The organism is Hufsiella arboris (assembly GCF_009834875.1).
GTDB classification, from domain to species: Bacteria; Bacteroidota; Bacteroidia; order Sphingobacteriales; family Sphingobacteriaceae; genus Hufsiella_A; species Hufsiella_A arboris.
On sequence record NZ_WVHT01000006.1, the window covers coordinates 220,380 to 246,167 of the forward strand.

Sequence of the window (25,788 nt, forward strand, 5' to 3'; positions counted from 1 at the left end):
TCCGCATGATCAACGTATCCAATCTATCTTTACGCTACGGAAAACGCACTCTCTTTGAAGATGTTAATCTAAAATTTACCCAGGGAAACTGCTATGGGGTTATCGGTGCTAACGGTGCCGGGAAATCTACCTTCATGAAAATACTGAGTGGTGAGATTGATCCTTCGACGGGCTCGGTGAGTTTCACTCCCGGCGAGCGTATGTCGGTATTAAAACAAAATCACTATGAGTTCGATGAGTTCCCGGTAATTGAAGCGGTTTTGATCGGTAATAAAGAGCTCTACAGCGTCATGAAAGAAAAAGACGCTTTATATGCGAAAGAAGACTTCACTGAAAAGGACGGCGAACGCGCCGGCGAACTGGAAAATGTCTTCGCTGAAATGGACGGATGGAATGCGGAAAGCGATGCCGCGACCATGCTAAGCAACCTTGGAATAAAAGAGGAACTTCACTATAAACAATTAAAAGAACTCGACGGAAATCAAAAAGTACGTGTATTACTTGCGCAGGCTCTTTTTGGTAAGCCGGATATTTTATTACTGGATGAGCCTACCAACGATCTGGACATTCAAACGATTGCCTGGTTAGAGGACTTCCTCGCCGGCTACGAAGGCGTTATCCTTGTAGTATCCCACGACAGGCACTTTTTAGATACGGTATGTACACACGTGGTGGATATTGATTTTGGCAAGATGACAATCTACACCGGAAACTATACTTTTTGGTACGAATCGAGTCAGCTGGCGGCGCGTCAGCGTTCAGATCAGAATAAAAAGCTTGAAGATAAGGTTAAAGAGTTGCAGGAGTTTATCCGTCGCTTTAGCGCAAATGCGTCTAAGTCGAAACAAGCAACCAGCCGTAAAAAAGCGCTGGATAAGATCAACCTTGAAGAGATCAAACCGTCAAACCGTAAATATCCTGCGATTATGTTTAATCACCAGGGCCGTGAAGCCGGAGATCAGATTCTGCAGGTAGAGAATCTTCGCAAAGAATTGAATGGTGAGCTGCTATTCTCGGGCATTAATTTCATGGTCAATAAAGGCGATAAGATTGCGGTTTTATCTGAAAACAGTCTTGCCACTTCCGCATTTTACGATGTTTTAACAGGTCGCGATAAAGATTTCAGCGGAGAATTTAAATGGGGCGTGACCATCAATATAGCTGATATTCCAACCGATACGACATCTTATTTTGAAGGAAAAGACGAAAACCTGATCGATTGGTTGAGAGAATATTCAGCGGGTGAAAAAGACGAACAGTTTATCAGAAGTTTTTTAGGCCGTATGCTATTCTCAGGCGAAGAAGTAATGAAAAAATCCTCAGTATTATCAGGAGGCGAAAAAATGCGCTGCATGTTTTCCCGGATGATGCTGCAACAGGCCAATCTTTTGTTATTTGATGAGCCGACCAATCACCTGGACCTGGAATCAATCACAGCACTTAACAACGGTATGAAAGATTTCAAGGGGACGATTTTGTTTACCTCACGTGACCACGAGCTTACAGAAACAGTAGCCAACCGGATTATTGAAATTACTCCAGGCGGAATCATCGATAAATTGATGACTTACGACGAATACATTAACAGCGAAGCGATAAAAAAGCAGCGTGAAGAATTGTATGCTTTAGCATAGTTCTGCAAAACGATCAAAGTCTCATTTCTAATTTTTATTTTCACTGTTCAGATTTTTGAATGGTGACGAAGCCATCATGATGGTTTCAAATAAATAAAATTAGGAATGAGATTTTTTTATTTACTCCTCTTTATGGCAATAAGCCATGCAGCAATCTCGCAGGTCGCATTTGAGGGCTTGGTAAAAGACGGTGACACGAATCAGCCTTTAGCCTATGTAAACATCGGGATAAAGAATAAAAGCAACGGCACAGTAACCGATGCTTCCGGCAAATTCACTATTAAGCTAACCGATGATTCTGACTCACTCAAAATTTCGATGATTGGCTATGCACCTCAAATCTATAAAGTCAGCGATTTTAAACAGCGCTTTTCAAGCGTTAACGCAGTCCTCCTTAAACCAGCCATAATCCAGTTAAAAGCTGTAAAAGTTTCCAATAAAAAATTGAAGGAAAGTATATTGGGAAACACTACACAATCCAAATCAACCAATGCCGGCTTTACCAGCAATAAACTTGGTAACGAAATCGGCGCGATTATCAAAATCAAACGGGCGCCTACATTTCTAAAGCGCTTCAATGTTTCGCTGACAAACGAAGTTAGCTCGGATGTCAAACTCAGATTGAATATCTATAGCGTCAAAAATGGCTTCCCCGAACAAATATTGTCTGACCGGAATATCTTCGTTACCGTACTAAAAGGTGCCGAAAAAATTTCAGTTGACCTTGAACCATATGGTATCATCGTTGACGGCGACTTTTTTGTAAGCCTTGAATGGATCGAGAATTCACGCGGCCACGGATTAATGTTTTCAGCTAGTTTGTTCAGCAGTCCGATTATCGCCCGCGAAACCAGCCAGGCAGCCTGGGAAAAAGTCGGGCTTGCCGGAGTTGGATTTAATGTGCTGGCCGAATATTAAATTTTAGCTGGCAATTGTGCTCATAGATTGTATATTTGCCATCCGGTTTTACCGGAAATCGACTTGGTAGCTCAGTTGGTAGAGCAACTGACTCTTAATCAGTGGGTCGAGAGTTCGAGCCTCTCCCAGGTCACCAAAAACGCCTTCCAATAACAGGAAGGCGTTTTTTATTTTATAAGATTCACCGTTTCTTAAAATGTAAACCACGGATACGGGTGCTGCTCGTTCCATAAGGCTCGAGGCGCATCATCAGTTGGTAGACCTTTAGATTTCGGTTCAACGGAAGGATTGAAAGGATATTTATTACCGTTCCATTTTAACAAGCGGTCTGCTCCACCGCTTCGAACAACCAGGTCATGCCAGCCTTTGGTTTTACCAGGATATATCGTAAATGGATAATCAACAACAGAAAAGGAACTGATCTTTTTCCCTTCCGGAGACAAAATTAAGGCCTGGCAACCGCCGCTTCCGCAGAAATACGTACCCGTAAAGCCCACAAAGATTTCTTTTTTTCCATCATCGTTTAAATCTGTTTCGTAAAAAATAAACTTACGTTCATTTTCAGGAATTGAGTTGAGGTCACTCTTAAAGATTTCCTGCAACGAGTTACGAACTAAGTCTGCCGTTGTCTGGCTGCTGGTATTTGTGTCATACTGTAAACCGGGCACACTATCAGTGATATCCGAATCGGATGTATCGGCCATTGGTACATTTTCAACTAAGGTATCACCTGCAAGTGTTGAATCGGAGTTCTGTTTGAATTTAGTATCTGTGTTGCAAGCATATAAATTTGCAAAAAGCAATGCGGCCGTGATGTACAGGATTCGTTTGTTTTTCATGTCGGTTGATCTGATTAAAATTCCATTATTTCAACTATCAGTGAATTTACCAATAAACCTTTATTTTAAAGCGACTTTTTGACTCATAGCCGATTCATTACGCTGTAAATCAACCGCCTGAACGGTAAATATTCTTTTTGGCGTCGTCGAATAATTTGGCACATCGAATTTATTTAACGGAGTAAAACCAATTTTTCTGCCATTTTCATAAATATTGTATCCGATAACCTGTTTGTTATCAGAGGACGAACGCCATGTGAGTAATGTCTGATCATTCATTTGCTTAATTACTACGCTGGAAGGCACCGTTGGGGTTTGCTTATCAGGATCCAGACGAAGCACGCAATTCATCAGCGCTCTGAAATTATGGTAGGTTCCCTTCCATATCTGCCCTTTCAAGGCAAGCTTATACTGCGGTTCTTTATCGAGCCCGCCCTGGTACCAGTCGCCATTTTCGTGATCGATCAGGTACGTTTGAACATAGCTCCAAAGCTTTAGAAATTTGGAATAATATTGCTGCTTATCATTGGGATAGTAATCAGACATAAGCAGTAATGAATTCAGTCCTTCCGCCTGCGCCCACCAGTTTTTGCTATCGCGGATAATTGTCATCCCTATTTTATCTTTAAAATAATAGCCTTCATCATAAAAGCCGCCAACTTTGTTATCCCAGCCGTTATCAAGCGCATGATCGACCATTTTTTTTGCGATACGCATTGTTAACGTATCGTTTTCGAAACCTAAGGCATGCGACGCTTCCAGCATGAGATAAGCCGTTTCAACGTCATGCCCAAATGAAACGTGATCAAGATAATGATGTTTAAGAATTGACGCCTCAGATGAGTCACGGAATGATACCGGCGTCCAGTCAGGCTGAAAAAACAAAGTAAGATAGCCCTTGGGCGTAGTGATTTTGTCTCTTACAAGGAATAGCAACTCCTTTAATCGTTCACGCACCAGAGAATCCGACCATACGGTATATAATTCTGTAAAAGCTTCCAGTAAATGAATCGATGTATTTTGATCCTTGTAACCCCTGTCTGATGTTGAGGGATAACTTGCGTTACGCTTAACCGGTGTTCCGTCTCTCATCATATGCTGGAAGTATCCCTTTTTAACTGGATCATGGCTGTGTTTTTCCAGCCACATAAAAACCTGTTTTGCCATATTTAAAGCTGCCGTATCGCCTGAAGATTCGTAATAAGCAGCCAGTGCATACAAACCAAACGAATTACCGTATGCTTCTTTTGCAGCGAATGAATCAGTATTTTTAACGTTTCCCTCCCGGTCCGTTAAAGTGTAAAAACCTCCGTAGGTTTTATCCCACATAACATTTTTCAGAAATTCGAAGCCATGTTTCGCGCCGTATTTATAGTAAGCTACACCAGGAAACATCAGCGAAGCTTTGGCATTTGACCATGTATGCCGCGCCTGTGTCACTATCATTTTTTCCTGGTTTGGCGCCAGTCTAAAATTGTAAGTAAACGCGCTTTTAAATCCGCCGTAAGCTGTGTCAATCGAAAGCGGATACCACTTATCCAACAACTCTACCCTGGAAGACTTCAGCATTTCGTGTGCAATTGCGATCTTTTGCGTTTGCGCATTGCTATTAAGAACACAGAAAAATAATGCTTGCAAAATACATACAGATATAAAACGCTTATTCATCTTCTTAATTAACTGAGGAATATAAAAGTAGAACACCGTACCAGCATTGTCTAATATTGACAAGAATCAACCAGTATTTGGCAAAAATTCATTGCCCGGAACTCGTTTCCGTTTCTATTTTTATTGTGCCTACTATCCGCTAACAATCAACAACATGAACTTTCGAATATTTATCAGAAGTATAAAAATTATTACTGTCGTTTTGTGCAGTATGGAGGTCGCCGTAGCACAGCAGCACATAACTTCATTTACATTAAACAGCCAGGAATACCTTGAAAATGGCGGTGTGAACGTTATGCTGGCGCACGACTTTTATCCGGAGGGCCATCAGGGCGGCGTTGGAATTATTCAGCAAGGTCAGCGAGTAGCTACTAACGGTGATCTTCGTCTTGAGCCAACACCCGGTCAATGGTCGCCAACCCCGAAGGTTGGAAAACGGGTTGTTAATAAAGGAAGCCGCGAGGTTAGCGTGCGTATGGAATACCCTAACCAGGAAGTAAACCGGAAAGGTTTTAATCCGATCATTTATCCGGATCTAAACTTTGCCTACACGCTACGCATTCAGCCTGCTGGCGAATCGTTTAAAATAATTGTCGATTTGGATAAACCGCTACCTGCCAGCTGGGAAAACAAGGTAGGTTTTAACATCGAACTTTTCCCGGGGATACTGTTCGGTAAATCGTATTACATGGATAACCAGCCTGGTATATTTTCCCGACAACCAAACAACCAACTTTACAAGGATGAAAGCGGTGAAGACCAGGTTAAGCCGATGGCAATGGGCAGAACGCTAATGGTTAGCCCTGAGTCGCCAGCGCAGCAGTTAATTATCAAAAATATTGGCGAAGGAAATTTAGAACTGCTTGATGGCAGGGCCAGGCACAATAATGGCTGGTTCGTTGTACGGTCGCTCGTAAAAAAGGGTGCATCTAAAAAGGCCATCGAATGGCTGGTGACGCCAAACGCCGTTCAAAACTGGCAGCGGAAGCCGGTCATTCAGGTTTCGCAGATTGGCTATCACCCGTCGCAGCAAAAAATCGCGATCGTTGAACTGGACAAAAAAGATCTGAAACGATACCCGGCTACTCTTCTTCGCCTGTCTGAAAAAGGCGGATTTGAAAAAGTTACCGCATTAAAAGGAAAAGATTGGGGCGATTTTCTGCGCTATCATTATCTGCAGCTTGATTTCAGCAACGTTACCCAAAAAGGGATGTATTTGATATCTTATGGATCTTACCGGTCAAACCCATTTTCAATTAGCCCGGATATATACAAGGAAAATGTCTGGCAACCGACCATTGACTATTTTCTGCCTGCCCAGATGTGTCACATGCGGGTTAATGAAAAATATCGCGTCTGGCACGGCTGGTGTCACCTGGATGATGCCAGGATGGCTCCGCTTGATTCCAATCATTTTGACGGATATATCCAGGGTGCCGAAACGCTTACAAATTTTAAGCCCGGAGAGCATGTACCAATGCTCAATCGCGGAGGCTGGCATGACGCGGGCGACTACGATATGCGTGTTGAGTCGCAGGCTGAAACGATTTACGGGTTAACGTTAGCTTATGAGCAATTTGCTGAGAAACATGACAATACCTCTATTGATCAGAAAACTTTGGTCACAGAAATACATCAGCCTGACAACAAACCGGATATTTTAGAGCAGATCGAACACGGCTTACTTTCAGTGACGGCCAGCTATCGTTCAATGGGTAGATTTTACCGGGGCATAATTGAACCAACGATCCGGCAATATGTACTGCTTGGCGACCCAGCTAACTTAACTGACAATATCGACTATGATAGCTCTAAAAAGCAAGGCGAAAGTTTTCAATCAAATATTCCAGATGACCGCTGGGTTTTTACAGAGAAAAATCCGCGCCGTGAGCTTGAAACCGCTGCATCCCTTGCCGCTTCCAGCCGGGTTATGAAAGGATACAATGACACGCTTTCAAAAAGCTGTATTGAAATTGCACAGGCAATTTGGGAGCAAAACACTGCTAACGACTTGTTGGAGCGCACTCATCTCGCTTCAGAGTTGTTACTTACAACGCATGAAAGGAAGTATGCCAATTATCTGATCAATAAACTCGCTACGATTACCAGTAAAATAAATCAAACCGGCTGGTATATCGGGCTTTCCATGGCAGCGGTAAACGACAAGAATTACAGCGCCGCCATCAAAAAAGCTGTTCAAACGATGTTTGCCAACATTCAAAAGCAAGGGCTTCTGACGCCTTACGGTGTGCCTTACGAACCAAATATCTGGGGCGCCGGCTGGACGATTCAGAACTTCGGCGCACGCCAATACTTTCTGCATGTGAGTTTTCCCGATATTGTTTCTGACCGTTATATGCTCGACGCGTTAAATTTTATTTTAGGCGTTCATCCAGGCTCAAATACCTCTTCATTTGTCTCGGGAGTTGGTTCCAGGTCGATGACAACTGCATATGGATTTAATCGCGCGGACTGGTCGTACATACCGGGCGGCATCTCATCAGGAACGGCATTAATAAGACCTGATTTTCCGGAATTGCTTGACTGGCCTTATTTATGGCAGCAGGGCGAATATGTTTTAGGATACGGAACAACTGATTTCCTGATCCTTGCAATGGCTGCTGATCATCTGTTAAATTCCAAATAGATTAATTTATTACGTACGAAGTTGGATCTATACTCGTCGGATTTATGCCCCGGGCGGCGAATTTCAAAACATTAGTTAGCAATTATTGTAATTTCATAGACTTATATGATAATAAATAATGCCTGGAAAAATTCTCGTTTTAGATGATAGTGAAGATACGCTTACGGCGGTGAAGGATGTACTCGAAGTATCCGGCTACGAAGTAAAACCTATTAATGACTGGAGACAAATTTTTGAAACACTTGAAACATTTGAACCGGATCTCATTATTCTGGATTATCTCCTCAAAGATTCAAATGGCGGCGAAATCTGTCATCAAATAAAATCTAATCCAAGATGGAACCACGTGCCAGTTATAATTTTAACTGCCTACCCGAAAGTGCTGCTTTCACTAGGCACTTACGGCTGTGATTTATTCCTTGAAAAACCTTTTGATGTTCAAAATTTTATCGATGAAGTTTCAAAGTTCTTCGATTTTAACGCTACAAAGCAATAAGACCCCTACTTCCCAACTACAATTATCCATCTATCGGCTACTATAACTTTAAATTCTCAAAAAAATATTTGCCCGGCCCTCTAACTTATTCTATTGACCACCTCCTTTTCAAATAACCTACGACTATGGCGTATAAACCATTGACCGGCTTATATAATGAAAATGAAAAATATCTTTTTCTCGGAAACGGAATCAATCAGCTGAGTAAGGGCTTTTCCTGGAGCGATCTGTTAAATAACATTCGGAAAAGCGCCCGAATAACATCAGAAATAGGTAGTAAAACTTATCCGCTTTTTTTTGAAGAACTATCTTTTACACTGGATACAAAAAAACCGGTAGAAGCGAATATCAGGGAATTAAAAAAACTGATCGCCGATAATGCGATTAAACTAACTCCCAATCCAGCTCATTTTGCGCTGCTGGAAAATAACTACTACAAACATTACCTGACAACCAATTATGATTATTGTATCGAACTAGCTGCAGATCCGGATTGTATGCCTTTGACGCATAACGATCGCCGAACATCCAAATTTAGCTTATACCGTTACAATGAAGTCAATGGCCATCATATCTGGCACATCCATGGCGAATGTGATAATGGTCGAAAATCCAATCCCGCGGATTCAATTTTGATTGGCTTCGAGCACTATGCGGATTATCTTGATAAAATTCACCGGTTAATTAAGAGTGACACAGGAAAAGGGTTGGCCGAGCAGATTTTGGAGGCCAGGTATAATTGGGTGCATAAATTTTTTACGCATGATATCGACATAGTGGGATTCGGCATGGATTTTAACGAACTTCATTTGTGGTTTATTTTAAATCTTCGCGGCCGGCTTATCAGAAAAGGCGCGGAAATCAGGAATACAATCCAGTGGATCATTCCTGAGATCAATGCTGAAAAACAAATGGATAAGATAGAGCTGTTAAAAGCCCTTGGAGTTAAAATTATGATTTTGAAATCTGCCAGCTATCCCTCATTTTATGAAAAATTTATTGGCACATTAAGTTAAGCTCAAGTGTCGGACGATCTGTAGGAATATTAAAAAATTTAACCGAAACTACTTGACTTCCAGTTTAAATCAACGTATTTTTATTACAGATCTACTGTTAAAGCTTTCCAACTTTTAAACCCAATCTTCCTGATATGAAAGCGTTCAAATACACAGAACTTATTCTATTTCTTTTATTTGTCTTTTGTTTAGCAAACTGCAAAAAAGACTCAGATGATTATTCGTACAGATCTTCCGATGTTGCACTCACAGACGGTTTAGGTAAAAATAAAGTATCGGCCCTCGCAGATTCATTTTATGTGTCGACTTATACGACAACAACGCTGCCCTATTTAAGTAGATTGGGAAGTGCACCTGACGGTACAATTTATGCTTCTGACTACCCGGACGATAAAGTTTTTAAAATATCACCAGGCGGGATTGTTAGTGTGCTCGCTGAAGGCTTAAACAGCCCCTTCGGATTAAAAGTAGCTAAAAATGGGGATGTTTATGTCGCGCTTTATTTCGACAACCGGATTGTGAAGATTACACCTCAGGGAACTGTCAGCCCGGTAAATGTAGGCATCAGCCTGTCGCGGCCAACGGATTTAGCTATTGCCGACAATGGAACATTGTATATTGCTGATGCCTGGCACAGAAGAATCATCAAACTGCCGCCTGCGGGCAATGCGTCTGTAATCGCCGGTTCTGGTGCTTATGGAATTGTTGATGGAAAAGGCGGAAAAGCTCGTTTTGGTTATGTTACAACTTTGAAGCTCGCCGGCGACGGCATGCTTTACGCTATCGACTCCAAGACCGACAGTACAGAAATTACGTACATACGGCGAATCAGCCTTAACGGCGAAGTCAGCACATTGCTAAGGATGGATGGATATAAAGAAGGCCGGCGGCTGAAAGATCTGTCATCATCGAAAAGAGACTCGGTTTTTGGGCAGGCCGCTCATGAAAATCTTTTCACAGTAAATAGTGACAACACCATTTCGTTTGTCAACTTGTCTACACGAACAGTCAAACTATTATCTCCTGAGCCACCTTCCTCTGGCAATTTCGGGTATGTGGATGGTCCGCTGTCTTCAGCAAAGTTCAGATCAATCAATGGGCTCTCCATCAGATCTACCGGAATTTACGTTGCGGATGCCGGAAATCGTGTAATAAGAAGGATTTATAAAAGATAATTTCCGTTACTTACCAATCAAGCTAAATTTTGAATGAACTATTTGATTCATTTAAGGTTATGCTGTACAAAATTTACATATTTATACATTTGTACTTTAGTTTTTATAAAATTGATGAGTAATCCGGTACGCCGCTTTTCCAGTGATGAATTGCTGGAAATTTTATCCATTTCAGAAAACGCGACAGCAATCTATACAACAGAAGATTTAATTATTCAAACTGCTAACGATGCGATGGTTGGCTTTTGGGGTAAAGACCGCAGCGTTATTGGTTTACCGATAGCCGAAGCAATTCCGGAGTTAGAAAACCAGCCATTTATCGGTTTATTGCAAAATGTATGGCGAACCGGCACCACCTATGAAGCTCGCGACGCTTCTGCGATGCTGTTTGTAGATGGCAAGCTGAATATTTTTTATTTTGATTTCATTTACCGGGCAATTAAAGACGATGAAGGCCGGATGTACTGTATCTTACATACCGCAACAGATGTCACAGAAAGAAACGCGCAAAAAAAAGTTCTTAAAGAGAGCGAACAAACCAAAAATGCTTTAAATAAAGAACTTGAAGCCTCTAATCATGAACTTTTGAGCGTAAACCATGAGCTAAAGGAATCTCATAAAAATCTTAAAACACTTAATAATAATTTAGCCGAAAGTGAATCCCGTTTTAGAGGCTTGGTACAGCAGGCTCCGGTGGCAATCGGCATATTAACCGGGCGCGAGCTGATTGTCGAATCGGCAAATAATTTGATGCTCGCTATATGGGGCAAACAAAATAACATTATCGATAAACCACTTGCCGACGCGTTACCAGAATTAAAGGGTCAACCTTTTTTGCAAATTCTTGACGAAGTGTACATGACCGGTGTCGAATTCCGGGGAAGTGAAACCAAGGCTACTCTCGAATATAACGGGAGACTATTGGATAAATATTTCAACTTTGTCTATCATCCTATAAAAAATTCAACAGGCAATACCGTAAATATAATCGTTGTTGCAACGGAAGTTACGGAACAGGTATTGGCTAAGCAGAAAATCCAGGCCAGTGAGCATCGCCTGAATAGCATGGTTATGAATGCCCCGATTGGAATGACTGTGATAGAGGGCCGTGATTTAGTTATTACAATAGCTAATCAGCCAATGCTTGATATCTGGAATCGAAAAAAAGAACAGGTTATCGGCAAAAAGCTATTAGAAATATTTCCCGAATTACATGATCAACCCTTCCCTGGAATGCTGCAACAGGTTTTTGATACAGGGGAACGACTCTCGCTGCCGGAGATCTCCGCGGATATTTCTACTGAAAACGGCTTGGTTAAATATTTTATCGATTTTAGCTACGATCCGCTTTTTGATCTTAACGGAAACGTAGAATCGATACTTGCCACGGTATTAAATATTACCGAACAGGTACAAGCTCGCCAATCTATTGAACGTGCTGAGCAAATGCTGCGTTTAGCCGTAGATTCTGCGCACCTGGGGACCTGGTATTTTGATTTAGAGACAAAGGACTTCATACCATCGGCGCGGCTTAAAAACGTCTTCGGCTTTTATGACGATGAGCCAATTTCTTACGAACACGCCGTGCAACAGATTAGCCAAGATTATCTCGAAAAAGTAGTTTCAGCTGCAAAAGAATCCTTTTTTAAAGGAGTTCCCTTTGAGCAGGAATTTCCGGTGACGGGATTTCACGACAATGAAAAACGCTGGCTAAGGGCAACCGGCAAACTTTATAAACCGGAAAGTGGAAAGTCAGCGCATTTTTCGGGAACAATTATCGACATAACTGAACGAAAGAACACTGAACAACGCAAGGATGATTTCATCAGCATTGCTAGTCATGAGTTAAAAACTCCAACAACCACATTAAAGGCTTCGCTACAACTTCTAAATCGGATGAAAGACGATCCGGGCAAAAACGTTCCGATTGTGTCGCGACTGATAGAACAGGCCAACCGAAGCATGGGGAAAATCAGCAATCTGATCGATGATCTGCTAAATGTTAGCCGAATGAACGAAGGGCAGCTTCATTTGAATAAAACGACGTTTTTTATTTCCGACGTGCTTAATAATTGCTGCAACCATGTGCGCGAAGCAGGTAAACATGAGCTGATTTACCAGGGGGATCTCGATATTGAAGTTTTCGCCGACGAACATCGCATTGACCAGGTGGTAGTAAATTTTGTCAACAACGCCGTTAAATATGCATCGGAATCGACCGAAATTTTCCTTATCGCGGAAAGAGAAAACGAAGTAGTCCGGGTATCGGTGAAAGATAGCGGGCCGGGCGTTGCTCCTGATAAACTCCCCTATTTATTCGACCGCTACTATCGCGCCGACCACTCAGGTACACAATATTCAGGATTGGGTTTAGGATTATTTATTTCCGCTGAAATTATCCGTCGTCATGGAGGCAAGATCGGCGCCATTAGCGAATTGGGTAAAGGAAGTACATTTTGGTTTACGCTTCCTTTGTAGTTAAAAGCTGCTCAGATTGAAAATAAAATCGATGCAACTTAAGGCTGTACGACTAAAATATTCTGCTTATCTTTCTTCAATTAACCATTTAGAACTTATAATTAATGAAAAAGGTAAACCTTATTTTAGTGGCAGTCATCGGCTTGCTGATGTCGATAGCAGCCAAAGCACAAACAAAACCAGATTATTATGTCGGAAAGTGGAATGTTACTGTTTTCGGCACTCCTCAGGGCGATGCTAAAATCAACTTTCTTTTTGAAAGAAAAGATGGAAAAATGACAGGAACTCTCCAGGATTCTACTGGGAAAGAAACCGCTAAAATCACCCAAATCGAGGAAAAAGATAAAACCATAACCGCCTATTTCACAGCCCAGGGATATGATGTAAATATCACGCTTGACCCTGTAGACGACGATCACGTAAGCGGAAGTTTGATGGGCATGTTCGACGCGAAAGGAATACGGGTCAAAGAAAATAAGTAATTACGAAACGTTAAATTAAGGCAGGGCTCTTCAGAAAACCCTGCCTTAATTGATACTATTGAATCAAATGTACCTTTTCAAAATCCTTCATCCAGGCGTTAAAAAAGGTGCTGTTCTTACCGTATGAATTATCAATCATATAAACTTCCTTGTTTAACAACACAGAAAGAATAAAACCGTGCAGGCGGGTTGTATATATCACATCGTACTCATTGATGTAATTGATGCCTTTTATTGCGTAATCGTGAGCCAGGTCTTCCGACATAAATCCATATCGATGATCAATCTGCTCTTTAATCACAGGAACGTTAATCAGCGCCTTTGACAATACGCCATTAGCGCGGTGCAGAGCGCCCTTCACTTTTCCTTCAATTGTACCTTTTTTAATCGATGGCCAGTCGCGGATTTCAATCTGTTTTCCGTTACGGACTTTGTTCGCGAATTCAATTGGATTAAATCCCTTTCCTATTTCCTGGTCGACACGTTCCAGCAGCAGCGCTTTACCCGTATCTTTCATGGATATATATTGGTCGAAATCAAGATTGAAAGCCATATCGGGCAGCATGAAAATTTTGTTGTGAACAAAATGCTCTTTCATCAGTTCGAACGATCGCGAATCTCGTACACAAATAGTCAGATCAGGATGTTTACTAAATTCAGCAGCATCCTGCTTCAACATTTCAGGATCTTTATAGTGAACAGTTTGCGGCAGGATGATGATCCGGTTATGGGGAAACCGTTTGATAACATCTAACCTGAATTCCTGGAAACCACGCCATAAATCACCAAAATTGCCTCCGCCATGAAATAAAATAACACTTCCTACCGGGATTTTTTCCATCTGGCACAGCCGATCGTTCGATGTATAAAGCATCTTGTGCGGAATGCGTTGTAAAAAAGCAAACTCCCCGCCCGCAATTAGCTGATCGCCAATGTTAACGTGGTCGGGAATATCCAGTAAACAGTAATCTTTATTAATCAGCGGACTTAACGTATTGAATATGAGTTCACGCAGTTTTAGTATATGCTCTTTATTTGTATTCATAGGTGTGCTTTGCGGGTAGAATGATTTATATAACGAATTCCCATTGCCTATCTTATCGGCGTTGTTAGAATTTGTTCAATAAAACGGCAATCAAACAAAGAAAGTTGCAACAAAAAGCAAATTTTATCGAATAAAATTTAAATAGTCACGTTACTATTACGCAAACTACCTTTAATGAAAATTTCTTACGTAACAACCTACGACGCAAAAGACGTTCATAGCTGGTCGGGAACCGGCTACAATATTGCCAAATCGCTTGAAGATAAAGGAGTGGAAATTGATTACGTGGGTGAGCTGAGGCGAAAGCTCGGTCCCTCGACATTGCTGAGGCGAACTCTTTATAATGCCTTGGGAAAAAAGTATCGTTTTGACCGCGACGTAAGAATCGCCAGGCACTATGCCGAACAAGCCGAGGAACGAATTAACCGCAATTCCCAGGTTTTATTTTCTCCCGGAGTGAATGCGCTGGCATTTATCAAGAGCAATAAGCCCAAAGTTTTCTATACTGATGCAACTTTCGCTTCGATGATTAACTTTTACGAAGGCTTCACTAATATGTCAGCTGAAAACATCCGCAACGGCCACTTAATTGAGCAAACGGCGATCGACAGTGCCGCTCTGGCTATCTTTTCATCCGACTGGGCGGCGCAATCGGCGATCAACGATTACAATGCTGATCCGGCAAAAGTTAAAGTGGTTCCGTTCGGGGCGAACATTGTTTGCAACAGAACTTTAGATGACATCAAAATCATTGTCGGAAACCGCTCAGAAACCGTTTGCAATCTACTTTTCCTAGGCGTTGAATGGGATCGCAAAGGCGGTGATATGGCTATGGATGTAGCGAGACTACTAAACGAACGCGGGCTAAAAACTATACTTCATATTACAGGAATTAAAGAACTTCCGTTTGAAAATGTCCATGATTTTGTAGTAAACCACGGCTTTATAAGCAAAGCCACCGAAGAGGGGCAAAAGAAAATCGATAAACTGCTGGCCGAAAGCCACTTTTTGATTCTACCGTCAAAAGCCGATTGTACGCCGATTGTTTATGCGGAAGTTAACTCGTTCGGACTGCCATGCATCACCACGAACGTAGGTGGAATTACCAGCCTGGTAACCGACGACGTAAACGGTAAAACATTTGGATTAAATGAAAGTGCCGCTTCTTACGCAGATTATATTGCCCAAAAGTTTTTTAACGGACAGACGTATAAAGATTTGTGTTACTCTTCGTTTAACGAGTATGAAACAAGGCTTAACTGGAAAAAGACGGGAGAATTGCTGTTCGGGCTGATGAAAGAAGTGATTTAGCAATTACATAAAGGATCGTCGCATTTCTCAATTATTCTTTAAGAAAGCCGGTTAACTCTTCAATCTTATCAGTTCCAATCACATCCGCTCCTAACTGCATTTGAGTTTTCCACGATAAAGGAGTATCGGGTGCAGCCCAAAAACGGATCGTTCGATGGGCAGAATGAACACTGTCGATCACCGCACGGATCTTCTGCTGATCAGATGCAGGCAGCGGCGTCAGACCATCCCATTTTGCAAAGCGGGTAAAAGGCATACTTACCAGTCCTACCCGTTGCCACTGCTTGAGCGTAAAACCCTTAACATGGCTTGCGTCAAAAAAGAAAAAAGAAGGATAAGTGGAAAATTCGGAAGGCGGCGGTTGGTTGCCACTAATTACGATAGTAACCTGCCCAGGCTGCTCCAATGTGCGTAAGTAATGATTTAATGGCGTTAATTGTTGCTGCAGAATAGGTAAAGTGACTTTATAGTCGCCCTTCAAATCAATTAAAAGTCTAATCTGGCGACTTTTATTCTTTTTCAATTCGCTAAGCAATGGTTGTAAATAAAGCGCGTTCAAGGTACGGCCGTCGACAATATCTTCTTTATTGTGTGCGATATACAAATTGCCGTTCAGAGTGAATATATCGGCTTCGATAGATCCAAAACCATTGTTGTAAGCCAGAGAGAAAGGTATACTATGCTGATAATCATTATGCGCGTGAGCGTTCGCGACTGTATAGTGCGACGGTTGAGCTACCGCTTTAAGGCAACCGGGCAAAGTAAATAATAGCAGTAGAAAAGATATGTTAGATCTCATAGGCACCAGAATTAGTAGTTAACCAGCTTGAGTAAAGTTATGGATAGCGGTTGCAATTTCACTTTATCCCGACCTATTTTGTTACAAAAGCTGAAATCATCTCTGTGCGATTTATCTCACATTCTGAGGCAAGCGTCACCTCCGAGCTTAACTTATTTTGAAAAGCAAGATTTGTCTTATTAATTTAAAAACGCTTTATTTATACCCACCAAACCGAATCACATGAAAAAGTTATTTACAGCGATCATCGCGCTGTTATTTCTGGCTTTCAACAGCTATTCTCAGGACAGTGTCCTTTTCAAAGAAAATCCGGCGAAAAAAAGGTTGAAGGCAATGTCTACGATCGTTTCGAATATGAGATATCAGCGGAGCATTGCAACGATTCCTGAAGGCCATCATTCATTCGGATCACGCTATACAATCAAAGACATACTGATAAAAGGAAATGTAAGCCTGATAAGCGTCACCTACGGAGGCGCGTTAAGTTCTACGTTAATGAACAGTGGCACTAGCGACACATTTTATTATATTCTGAAACAAGGTTTAGAAGACACTTACCAGGAAATCTTTTTGGGTGAAACAGATATCACTTACTTGAACAACTCAAAATCCATCATGAAACAGGCGATGAGTGATGAGCCGGCAGTTGTAATGAAAATAAATCAGCTTAACAGATTAACTAGAGGTCAGGTAAAGAAACTGATTAAGGAATATAATGCAAAGCACTCCTGAGACAAACTGCGGTTGCAACGTATAAACCTAAGGATCGGAATAAATTTTATACAATGACAGCTATAATTACAATGGTTAAGTAAAACTTGATTTACTGATTTATAGAAAAGCAGATCCTGATTACCTTTTTCACCGATAGCCCCGTCATACGCTTGTACTCCTCCTCAGCCGCACAACTCAACGCTTCAGTGCGGGGTAATCGCTCCTACCGAGTTTAAAACGCACAAACATTGCGCGTAAAGCCGGGCTGAGGTTCGCTAAGCAGAAATGCCTTCATTTTCAAAAAATGTGTCATCAGCCCTTGACTTCCTCCAATTCCTCAATCAACTTATCGTCCGCTTTCTTCGTCGGCTTATTCAGCATGAAAGGCCTTTCAAAAATCAAATGAAAAATATAGGAAATACCAATCGCTGCAGGAACGACCAGTAAAATCATTATGAGAAAGCGAACATTGATATTGATCGGAACGTGTAAGGTTAGCAAGTTAAAAAGTGCAAGCAAAGGGCTGTGAATCAAATAAATGCTATATGAAAAAACCCCTAGCTTCACAGCGATTCCGGAGTTAAGAACCTTGAGTGGAAGCGGTTTGCGCTCACCTGAAACTTCAATCAGCGTATAATTGATAATCAGGATACTGACCAATACACCAACTAATGTTTCAGAGATGATCGGATTGGTATTTTTAGCAAACACCAGTAAAGCGGCTACTAGCAGACCCGCACCGTAAAAAGTAATTTTCCAGTTAATTCTTTCGCGAATTTTCACCCAAAAGACATCCTCAGAAAATGCAGTTATCGCGGCGGCCATACCGATTGCAAAGAGCCCAAGATACCAGGGATGCATCCAGGCAAGGTTATAAGAAGGCACCAGCAGACGTGGCAGCACTCCTATAAACAGTGCAAAGGCTAGCGACCATATTAAATTCGTCTTTCGCCAGATCCATAATAAAACCGGGAACAGGAAATATATCTGCCATTCAGTTGCAACGCTCCACATCGGACCGTTAATTTTCAGAACCCAATCAGGATTGAGATTATGAATCATCAGGAAGTGTGAAAGAATCGCCTGCCAGTCGACAGGAATTTTAGAGTCCCAGGCTGTTTTCTGCGCGACCTGCATAACCGGCACTGCGAAGACCAAAATTACAGAAAGGATTAGCGCGATATAATACGGAGGCAATATCCTTTTGCTGCGCCGGGCAATATAGGTTTTAAAACCATTTCGCAACTTTTTATCAGGATTAAGCGCTACAGGAATAGTCAGGCAAAAACCCGACAAAACAATAAACACGGCGACTGAAAAATGCCCGAAATTAAGCAGGAAGCTAAGCGGTTTCAATGGCATCACTAACTGTGATGTCGTAACGCCGTGGCCTGTAAATAGCTGTGAATGATATAACGCTACGTACACAGCACAGATACCTCTTAATCCATCCAGAAATTCAAACTTTGGTCTTTTGGTCATAGCAAATTGCTTTAAACGACAGCTTTGTAAGCCTCAAGGGTTTTTTCAGCTGTTTTATTCCAGGTATAGTCGCTCAATATCTTCTCTTTAAGGCGTGACGAAACGGGAGCTTCAAACGCCAATGTTACTTGTTCCCGTATGGATGAAATATCGTCCGGTTCGCAGTACCAGGCCATGTCCTCAAAATATTCCTCGGTATCTCCTTTTCGCGTTACTACGATGTTGCAATCCATCACGGCCGCCTCGAGCGAGCTCAAGCCGGTTGTTTCGAACCAGCTCGGCAAAACATGAACTTTGGCCGCTTTGTAAGCCGCCGATAGCTCGCGATGGTCCATGTGTTCGATGATTTTCACGTTGTCGCTTTTCTCCGCCAGCACCCTGCATTCTTCAAAATAGCTCAAGTGATTGGGCGACGGCTTTCCGACGATAGTAAGCGGGATGCCGGTTCCAGCCATTGCACGAATGAGGTTCAGTTGATTTTTCCGCCCCTCGATTCTGCCAACGCATAGAACATGGTTGCGAAATGCTTCGTTGGGTGTTACGGTTTCATCAAAGGTGTGAACATCGATCGCATTAGGGATTTTAAAATATGTGCTTCCGGTTGAATACTGCTTGTTGAACCTGCGGAACTCACTGTGAGAATTAGGCAATAATGCGGCGGATTTCGTCGCAATATAGCGGATCGAAGAACGGTGGCCATTCAACAAATAATAAACCGAATTAAGCCTGTAACCATTAATAAAAACACGTGCGATCGCTTTTAGATATTCAAGATTATCGGCGCCAAAAACGTTCGTTACCAATTTCAAAGCACCCTTTCGATTTCGTTTTTCGAACTCGCTATAATCAACATAAATCGTTGACACGACAAAGGGCAAACCTGATTTACGCACATGATCGACAATATCGTCAGGCCGGATGATGTTAAAGAAATGCATCAGGTCGTATCGCGAGTAGTCAACTTTATCGCCGCTGAATAAAATATCGACGTTGACATTCAGTTTCCGGAGGTATTCGGCTGTCGAATTGATTTGGACGGTATCACCTCCGGGCGAAGTGTTAAGCGTTTTTCGGGCAATCATTAATACATTCATACGGGCAGATAAAATATTCTCAGTTTTTATTCATGGCCTTTTTTACGCCATCCAGCAGGTTATCTTTTGAATTAGCGGACGGCGTGAGCCAGGCTCCTTCGCCATATTCATTCCAGGCGTAAAGCAGGGCAATTCGCTCCTTCGTAGTTTTATCGGGGTTAGCGTCGAGCCATGTTTTTAAAGCTTTTACAGACTGGTAAACCGAGGCAGACGAATACCCCACGAAATGTCTCGCTTTTTTTTCGTCATCACCAGTTCGCCAGGGGCGGTTATCCCAGTTAAGTGTTGCTACAGGGATATAGGGCAAATGTGAGTTTTCAAACTGCTTCCAGGTCCACGAATACCTGTCTATCAAACTATTGATCGGAGTTTTGGTATCTTTCAATCCCACCCCCGGATAATTATATCCCGTAAGGATATCAAACCCGCAGTTTTGCGCAAGTGCAATTGACCTGGTATCCGGCGACGGGCAACCGCCAATTTCGACGCCTGAAAATCCCGCCGTCTTCGCTGCACTTCTCAATTCATCGAACGCTTTATTCACAGCTTCCGCAGATCCAAAAGCTTTAACAAGGGAATTAATGCTAAAAAACGCTATATAAGGCTTCCGCTGAATCTTTAGATACTGCGGATCTTTGAAAAGTTTGATCCACTGTGGAATCAGATCAGGCCAGTCTTCCGGCCTGATGGTAAAACCTTCATGATTCACCACCATCAGGTTAAACTGAAGCGCAGACTTATTAGGCGCATCTAAATAATAAGATAAAGCCTGGTTGCCGGCATCGGGATTACTTTTAGCGTAATACCAGCAAAAGCTGAAAAAGGAAATACCCGCGTTCGACGCCAGGTCAATCTGTGATTTCACCGCTTCAGGCGTGCTGGTTACCCAGCCCCAAACCGGCTTCCGTTCAGGAAAGCTGTCAACCAATGCTTTTGTCACATGTTTGCTTCCCTTTTTCCATCCGTCGAAGTAATAGGCTCCAAGTTTTATAGCCGATGTTTGGGCCTGGCTAAGCTGCAGAACCAGCGCCAAAATCCCAAATAACATATATTTTTTCATAGGCAGGCATGTTTTCAGGTTTTCAGGTAGGCGTTAAATCCGAAACGTCGTAACAGGTATTTCCCTTTAAATTTGATGTATACAACAGCTCCATTGAGCTTCGCTTTGTATTCGGGATAGCCGCCGGTTTTCGATGCGGCACGTAAATGTTCTTTAACAGCTGCGATGCTGTCACTAGCTCCTCCTTCGCTCATTTTTACCTGCACTTTGTCATAATAGGCTGTTTTTAACTCTTTTCCCGGGCGAAGTAAAAATTCGTAATCGCCGGTAATTTTGTAGCTGGTATCAAACCGCCCATATTTTTCAAACAGCCGCTTAGAATGAAGTGACCCGGGATGCGCGACCGTCATTTCCTTCAAAAACATAGGCCATTCCCAGGGCCAGCCCTTGATACGAATCGTGGTATCATTTTCGTCGATCATTTCGATACGTGACGAAACGTAGTCAACTTCTTTTCCAACACCTTTCAAAAATTCAACATAGTCTTTTATCGCCCCGGGAACGAGCAAATCATCGGCACCGAGAAACATGGTCCAATCTCCTGTTGCTTTATCTACGCCTTTGTTCCAGGCATCATAAATACCTTTATCTGGCTCGGAAACCCAATAAGCGATGCCATCTTCGAATTTCCTTATTTTGCTTACTGTGTCGTCCTTTGAATTGCCATCGATTACAATCAACTCCGTATTCGGATATTTTTGATCAAGCACGCTTTGTAAAGCCCGCTCAATAAAACTACCGGCGTTGTAGGTGGCAATGATGATGGAGATTTTCGGAGTGTTTTCCATAGTTACTTTATTTATGAAATTGCCCTTGCGCCTTTCACGCTTACTTTTTTAAAATAAGCGTCAGGGAACACGTTTGTGAAAGCCAGCACCCAGATAAAATATTCATACACACTTACGATGTTACTGCCAACGAACTGCGCAATAAACATGTACAAAAACAGGCAAAGCCTGTATGAACTCCGGTAAACCCTGGTTCTGAAAAACAGGAATATTTCAAGGAAAAAACGAATTGCCAAACCGATATATCCATAGATTACCAGGGTTTCGGCAGTCACCGAGGGTATTCTTGCTTCAGGTTGTTCCTTTTGAGTTAAGCCGTATTCGTAATAATCATTAACGATGTCTTTTCCGATGATTTTAAACTGCCCGGGACCGATACCGAAATATTTGCTTTTCGTTTCAAGAACTTTATCGGCTATTAAATAAGCATCCGATGATCGTCCTTTGGCGGAGGTATCATTGCCTTCGATGATATTGAAGAATCGTTTACCGATCAAACCGTTTCTCAAAGGCCCTGCAAGTAAAAATATCATCAGGCCAACTGTACCGATCAATGCTAACACGATCTTAAAATTGTATTGCCCCCGCAGCGAACTGAAAAAATTAATCAGCACGAACAAAACCGTCGAGGCGATGATGGCGCCTATTGTTCCGTAGGATAGCGACAGTAATAACGAGATAAGTACCGAGAAGAACAGGTATTTTTTTCGCTTGCTGAGATTTGAATAATACAGGTACTGGAAGTAGAAAAAGAAAACCGGCACCAACCGGGAACTGTAAGCCGAGGATTCGGATGTAAAAAGCTTTAATCTTAATATTCCGTTCTCATTGCGGAACCAAAGGATATTTCCATCTCTCATCGCTAACAATGACACAATCGCGATACCAACAAGCGCAATATTTACGAAGACTATTTTCTCAATCACATACTCGTAGGTGTAACTGTATCTGATAAAGTATTGATAGATCACCAGCGCAAAAATCAAACACGTGTAATACAACACCGATGACCGCAGATAATCGAATACATAAATTCCGTTGTACAGGTGAATACTAAAAAAAAGCAGGAAAATAAGAATGAAAATACCGGTGGGTTTTACCAGGTTGACATGTTCTTTCTGCAACCAAACAATAAAAAACGGAGTCAGCAGGGTTGTAATCAATAAACCAGAAGGCAGAAAAAAACTGTTGACGAAAAAAAAGGCTATAGCAATCCAAACGAAGTTTTGATTTACTTTCACTTTATGCAAACCTGCTTCCAGGTTATACGACCAGACCTTTAAATTCACATATTTATTCATACCACAACACTATCTAACTCTTTCACAAATTTCGCCGGATTACCCGCCCAAACCTGGTTTGCCGGAATATCTTTACTCACCACGGCTCCCGCGCCGACAATGGCGTTTTCGCCAATCGTAACACCTTTTAAAATAATGGCGTGCGCTCCGATAAATGCTCCTTTCCGTATCAGAACAGGCTTCGTCTTTACATTTGCTTTGTCTTTATAAAAGTCTTTTCGCAATTCTGCATCCAGTGAATGGAAGTCCGAATCGTAAATCACTACATTCCCTCCTATTTTCACATCGTCTTCAATTTCAATGCGGTGCTGGCAGATAATAGCCGATGAACTGATACCGACGTTGTTACCAATAATTAGTTCCGCACCCTCCCTGACAATTAGGTAAAGAGGCTGCTGCCGGCCAATCACATTGTAATTTCTGCCACAGTGAAATATAAACCGGTTGCCGATTTTGAGCTTCCCTTTCATACTCACGTTGATAACCGGAAGCCCTCTCGCCATAAAGTCATCCTGGTAGTCGACACCGTTCAGCGCAAAGCGTATTTTGGTAATCGCTTTACAGAAGCGCCTGTCAAACTTAAATTTGACTGATTTATAGCCTTTATATGCCAGCCTTAACAGTTTCATTCGTTTTATTTTTCACCGCATCGTAAGCTTCGATAACCTGTTGAGTTATTGAGTTTTTATCATGCCGTAATAAGGCGACACTTCTCGCGTTTTCGCTAATAGTTTGTCTTTGCTGGTTATCGAACCATAACTTTAATAACGTACCGGCATCGTTTTTAACATCGCTATCCAGCAACAAACCGGTTACACCGTGGTTAATTAAGGAGCTTAAACCGCCGGTATTTGTCGCCACAACCGGTAAACCGGCAAGCTGAGCTTCGCATACAGAATTAGGACTATTATCAATTAAGCTTGGATGGTACAGGCAATAGCAATCTGTATAAAGCTCCATGATTTTGCCTGCCGAAACGCCCCCGTGAAGAATCACGTTATCCTTCCGGATATTCTGTAGGCCGTACCTGATCCGCACTTCCTCAACAAACTCCCATTTACAGCCGCCACCAATAACGTGAAGCTTCTTATCAACCTTGTTTAACACTTCATTGAATGCACGTAAGGCTCGGGGAAGCCCTTTGAGCGAATTCGCTCCACCGGAGAAAAGAATATCAGAACCCGTAGTTTTAATGCCCTGGTAAAACTCGCTGCGGATCATTTCCCATACGGTAAATATTCTGGCACTTTTATTTAGTGAGCGAACGGAACCAGAGTCCCAATGCGTACGGCACATGAAGTTATCGGCCTTCCTGATTTCGTTTTTTTCGTACATGGCACCGAGCTCCCACAGCAGCCTTCGTTGCGTAAACCGATCAGAAATATATTTTTTGTATTGATATAGTAGCCCTTGTATCGAGATAACATAGGGAATCGAAATACCTGATAAGGATGTGGCGTACTGATGTTCCGTGCCGTGAACGTGAACCAGGTCGAAATTTCCGGCCACGTTTGAAATATAGTTTTGCAGTTTGCCTATACGGGTTTTGAAAAGCGTCAGCGTATCAATTTTTCCGGAAGGCACATTCAAAATAACCAATTTGTAGGCGCCCATGTCGAACTCCTGAATCTCGTGATTCATCCGTTTTAACGTTGTCACGATCGTTATTTCGACGCCTCTCAATGCCAGCTCTTCGGCCAGGGATGTGATCCATGGTGCCGGATGCATACGTTTACCATTGGTATCGTTATTAGGCAACGGATGGGGTGCGAGCCAGAGTACTTTCATTACTTCCTGATAAATTGATTTTTCCAGAGCGCTATCGTGTCGTTCGGCAACTTAATGTCAGTTTTATAGGGCTTAGAAACAAAATCCAGACTTGAATCGACCTGCTTACGGTCTATCACATTAAGATTTGTATCTTTTCCAATTTCTATAGCGCGATTGTCAACTGCGACTATCAGTGTTCTTTTGCCTTTCTGAAGTGCACGAACGCCGGCATGCAACCTTGTTCCGAAATACTCAATATCTTCCGACTCAAGCATCTCATTATAAAGCTCAAGAACAGGCGGAACCAGTTTTACCTGCTGCCATCCGGGATATATTTCTTTCAGGTAATCGAAGTCTTGTAAACCCTGAACCCAGAGGTATACGTTCTCATAATTTGCCTGAAGGATTTCCATCATGCGGCGGTCGAGTTCGGCATTTCGATGATAAAACGTGAGCGTTGTAATTACGTTCTTCGCCTTTTGCTGCGGAATAGTAACGCAATGTTCCGGCGACAATTGCCATAGCGTCGGACAGGTGGTATTAACAACATTTTCAATACCAGCCTTCTTCAGCATTTGCTCGGTATAACTGTCCCTTACTGAATGAATATAATTCTGCGACAAAATATTCTGAAACAGACTCTTGGTATAATCATTTGGGTCCTGCTGGTATTGCCACCATCCGGTACCCATCAATACGATTTTATTTTTCAGATAAACTTTATCCAGCGGATCAATTTTCCATTGATAGCGATCCTCCATATTGGATGCCAGCAAGTTCGTTCCACCGACAAAAACCACATCTTCCTGTGCCATCTTCAGCCGGGCGTCGTAAGTGCGGTGCAGCTGTGAAGGATACGACGTTAAAAAAGCATCCGGATAAACAGTTCGAAGATGCCTGGTAACAGCATTTTGTATGATGATATCACCGAGGTTATTGGAACCGATGGAAGGATCAATCAGGCCGATTGAAGGATACGTTGTGTGCTTTGGCTTTGCATTTTTCAGCGTCTGGTACGACTTTAAAAAACGCTTGTAATAATTATAGTAATAGCTAATCATGATTCGGTTT

The 25,788-nt window shown here is 42.2% G+C and carries 22 protein-coding genes and 1 tRNA gene; 11 read left to right on the forward strand and 12 right to left on the reverse strand.

All coding sequences use genetic code 11. The features are described from left to right. Positions 1-5: 5 nt before the first annotated feature. The 3 genes from GS399_RS14085 (at position 6) to GS399_RS14095 (ending at position 2,688) form a co-directional block, all read left to right on the forward strand. Positions 6-1,634, forward strand: coding sequence for an ABC-F family ATP-binding cassette domain-containing protein (locus GS399_RS14085; protein WP_160845283.1), 1,629 nt, complete (start codon positions 6-8; stop codon positions 1,632-1,634). Positions 1,635-1,766: 132 nt separating this feature from the next. After that, complete coding sequence (locus GS399_RS14090; protein WP_160845284.1) at positions 1,767-2,552, forward strand: carboxypeptidase-like regulatory domain-containing protein; 786 nt, start codon at positions 1,767-1,769, stop codon at positions 2,550-2,552. A gap of 60 nt (positions 2,553-2,612) precedes the next feature. Then, a tRNA-Lys gene (locus tag GS399_RS14095) sits at positions 2,613-2,688 on the forward strand. A 55-nt stretch (positions 2,689-2,743) separates the two neighbouring features. Here the strand turns inward: GS399_RS14095 and GS399_RS14100 are convergent. After that, positions 2,744-3,391 (reverse strand): COG3650 family protein, encoded by a 648-nt coding sequence (locus tag GS399_RS14100; protein WP_160845285.1) that lies wholly within the window; start codon positions 3,389-3,391, stop codon positions 2,744-2,746. 60 nt (positions 3,392-3,451) lie between these two features. Next, entirely contained in the window at positions 3,452-5,059 is a 1,608-nt protein-coding gene (locus tag GS399_RS14105) for an AGE family epimerase/isomerase (protein WP_160845286.1), read from the reverse strand. Positions 5,060-5,213: 154 nt separating this feature from the next. Between GS399_RS14105 and GS399_RS14110 the strand changes: the two genes are divergently transcribed. The 6 genes from GS399_RS14110 (at position 5,214) to GS399_RS14135 (ending at position 13,353) form a co-directional block, all read left to right on the forward strand. Beyond that, positions 5,214-7,706, forward strand: coding sequence for a glycoside hydrolase family 9 protein (locus GS399_RS14110; protein WP_202409466.1), 2,493 nt, complete (start codon positions 5,214-5,216; stop codon positions 7,704-7,706). Between the two features lie 118 nt (positions 7,707-7,824). Continuing rightward, positions 7,825-8,202, forward strand: a complete 378-nt coding sequence (locus tag GS399_RS14115) for a response regulator (protein WP_160845287.1) — start codon at positions 7,825-7,827, stop codon at positions 8,200-8,202. Positions 8,203-8,327: 125 nt separating this feature from the next. Continuing rightward, positions 8,328-9,218, forward strand: coding sequence for an SIR2 family protein (locus GS399_RS14120; protein WP_160845288.1), 891 nt, complete (start codon positions 8,328-8,330; stop codon positions 9,216-9,218). Positions 9,219-9,352: 134 nt separating this feature from the next. Continuing rightward, entirely contained in the window at positions 9,353-10,393 is a 1,041-nt protein-coding gene (locus GS399_RS14125) for an NHL repeat-containing protein (protein ID WP_160845289.1), read from the forward strand. A gap of 114 nt (positions 10,394-10,507) precedes the next feature. Next, on the forward strand, positions 10,508-12,871 hold the full coding sequence (locus GS399_RS14130) for a PAS domain-containing sensor histidine kinase (RefSeq protein ID WP_160845290.1): 2,364 nt from the start codon (positions 10,508-10,510) through the stop codon (positions 12,869-12,871). Positions 12,872-12,975: 104 nt separating this feature from the next. Beyond that, the gene (locus tag GS399_RS14135; RefSeq protein WP_160845291.1) at positions 12,976-13,353 is read left to right on the forward strand and encodes a hypothetical protein; all 378 of its coding nucleotides are present in this window, start codon (positions 12,976-12,978) and stop codon (positions 13,351-13,353) included. Positions 13,354-13,408: 55 nt separating this feature from the next. Here GS399_RS14135 and GS399_RS14140 read toward each other — a convergent pair whose 3' ends face one another. Continuing rightward, on the reverse strand, positions 13,409-14,398 hold the full coding sequence (locus GS399_RS14140; protein ID WP_160845292.1) for a polysaccharide pyruvyl transferase family protein: 990 nt from the start codon (positions 14,396-14,398) through the stop codon (positions 13,409-13,411). Between the two features lie 174 nt (positions 14,399-14,572). Here GS399_RS14140 and GS399_RS14145 point away from each other — a divergent pair, with 174 nt between their 5' ends. Further along, positions 14,573-15,709: a glycosyltransferase family 4 protein gene (locus tag GS399_RS14145; protein ID WP_160845293.1), complete on the forward strand. Its 1,137-nt coding sequence runs from the start codon at positions 14,573-14,575 to the stop codon at positions 15,707-15,709. Positions 15,710-15,740: 31 nt separating this feature from the next. Here GS399_RS14145 and GS399_RS14150 read toward each other — a convergent pair whose 3' ends face one another. Then, positions 15,741-16,508, reverse strand: a complete 768-nt coding sequence (locus tag GS399_RS14150; RefSeq protein ID WP_160845294.1) for a PI-PLC domain-containing protein — start codon at positions 16,506-16,508, stop codon at positions 15,741-15,743. A gap of 222 nt (positions 16,509-16,730) precedes the next feature. On the opposite strand from GS399_RS14150, the gene GS399_RS14155 reads away from it, so the two are divergent. Beyond that, on the forward strand, positions 16,731-17,240 hold the full coding sequence (locus GS399_RS14155; protein WP_160845295.1) for a hypothetical protein: 510 nt from the start codon (positions 16,731-16,733) through the stop codon (positions 17,238-17,240). A gap of 294 nt (positions 17,241-17,534) precedes the next feature. Here GS399_RS14155 and GS399_RS14160 read toward each other — a convergent pair whose 3' ends face one another. From GS399_RS14160 to GS399_RS14195, 8 genes are read right to left on the reverse strand one after another with little or no spacing between them, the layout of a single operon-like run. Then, on the reverse strand, positions 17,535-18,704 hold the full coding sequence (locus GS399_RS14160; RefSeq protein ID WP_160845296.1) for an acyltransferase family protein: 1,170 nt from the start codon (positions 18,702-18,704) through the stop codon (positions 17,535-17,537). 11 nt (positions 18,705-18,715) lie between these two features. Next, the gene (locus tag GS399_RS14165) at positions 18,716-19,798 is read right to left on the reverse strand and encodes a glycosyltransferase family 4 protein (RefSeq protein WP_160845297.1); all 1,083 of its coding nucleotides are present in this window, start codon (positions 19,796-19,798) and stop codon (positions 18,716-18,718) included. 19 nt (positions 19,799-19,817) lie between these two features. Continuing rightward, positions 19,818-20,858: a glycoside hydrolase family 99-like domain-containing protein gene (locus GS399_RS14170; RefSeq protein WP_160845298.1), complete on the reverse strand. Its 1,041-nt coding sequence runs from the start codon at positions 20,856-20,858 to the stop codon at positions 19,818-19,820. Between the two features lie 14 nt (positions 20,859-20,872). Further along, complete coding sequence (locus GS399_RS14175; protein WP_160845299.1) at positions 20,873-21,646, reverse strand: glycosyltransferase family 2 protein; 774 nt, start codon at positions 21,644-21,646, stop codon at positions 20,873-20,875. A gap of 11 nt (positions 21,647-21,657) precedes the next feature. Next, a complete protein-coding gene (locus GS399_RS14180) occupies positions 21,658-22,947 on the reverse strand; it encodes a hypothetical protein (RefSeq protein WP_160845300.1) in 1,290 nt (429 codons plus the stop codon). Next, complete coding sequence (locus GS399_RS14185; RefSeq protein ID WP_160845301.1) at positions 22,944-23,576, reverse strand: acyltransferase; 633 nt, start codon at positions 23,574-23,576, stop codon at positions 22,944-22,946. Before GS399_RS14185 ends, GS399_RS14180 begins: the two co-directional genes overlap by 4 nt. Beyond that, positions 23,551-24,735 (reverse strand): glycosyltransferase family 4 protein, encoded by a 1,185-nt coding sequence (locus GS399_RS14190; protein ID WP_160845302.1) that lies wholly within the window; start codon positions 24,733-24,735, stop codon positions 23,551-23,553. Before GS399_RS14190 ends, GS399_RS14185 begins: the two co-directional genes overlap by 26 nt. Next, positions 24,735-25,778, reverse strand: coding sequence for a polysaccharide pyruvyl transferase family protein (locus tag GS399_RS14195; RefSeq protein WP_160845303.1), 1,044 nt, complete (start codon positions 25,776-25,778; stop codon positions 24,735-24,737). Before GS399_RS14195 ends, GS399_RS14190 begins: the two co-directional genes overlap by 1 nt. Positions 25,779-25,788 lie beyond the last annotated feature (10 nt).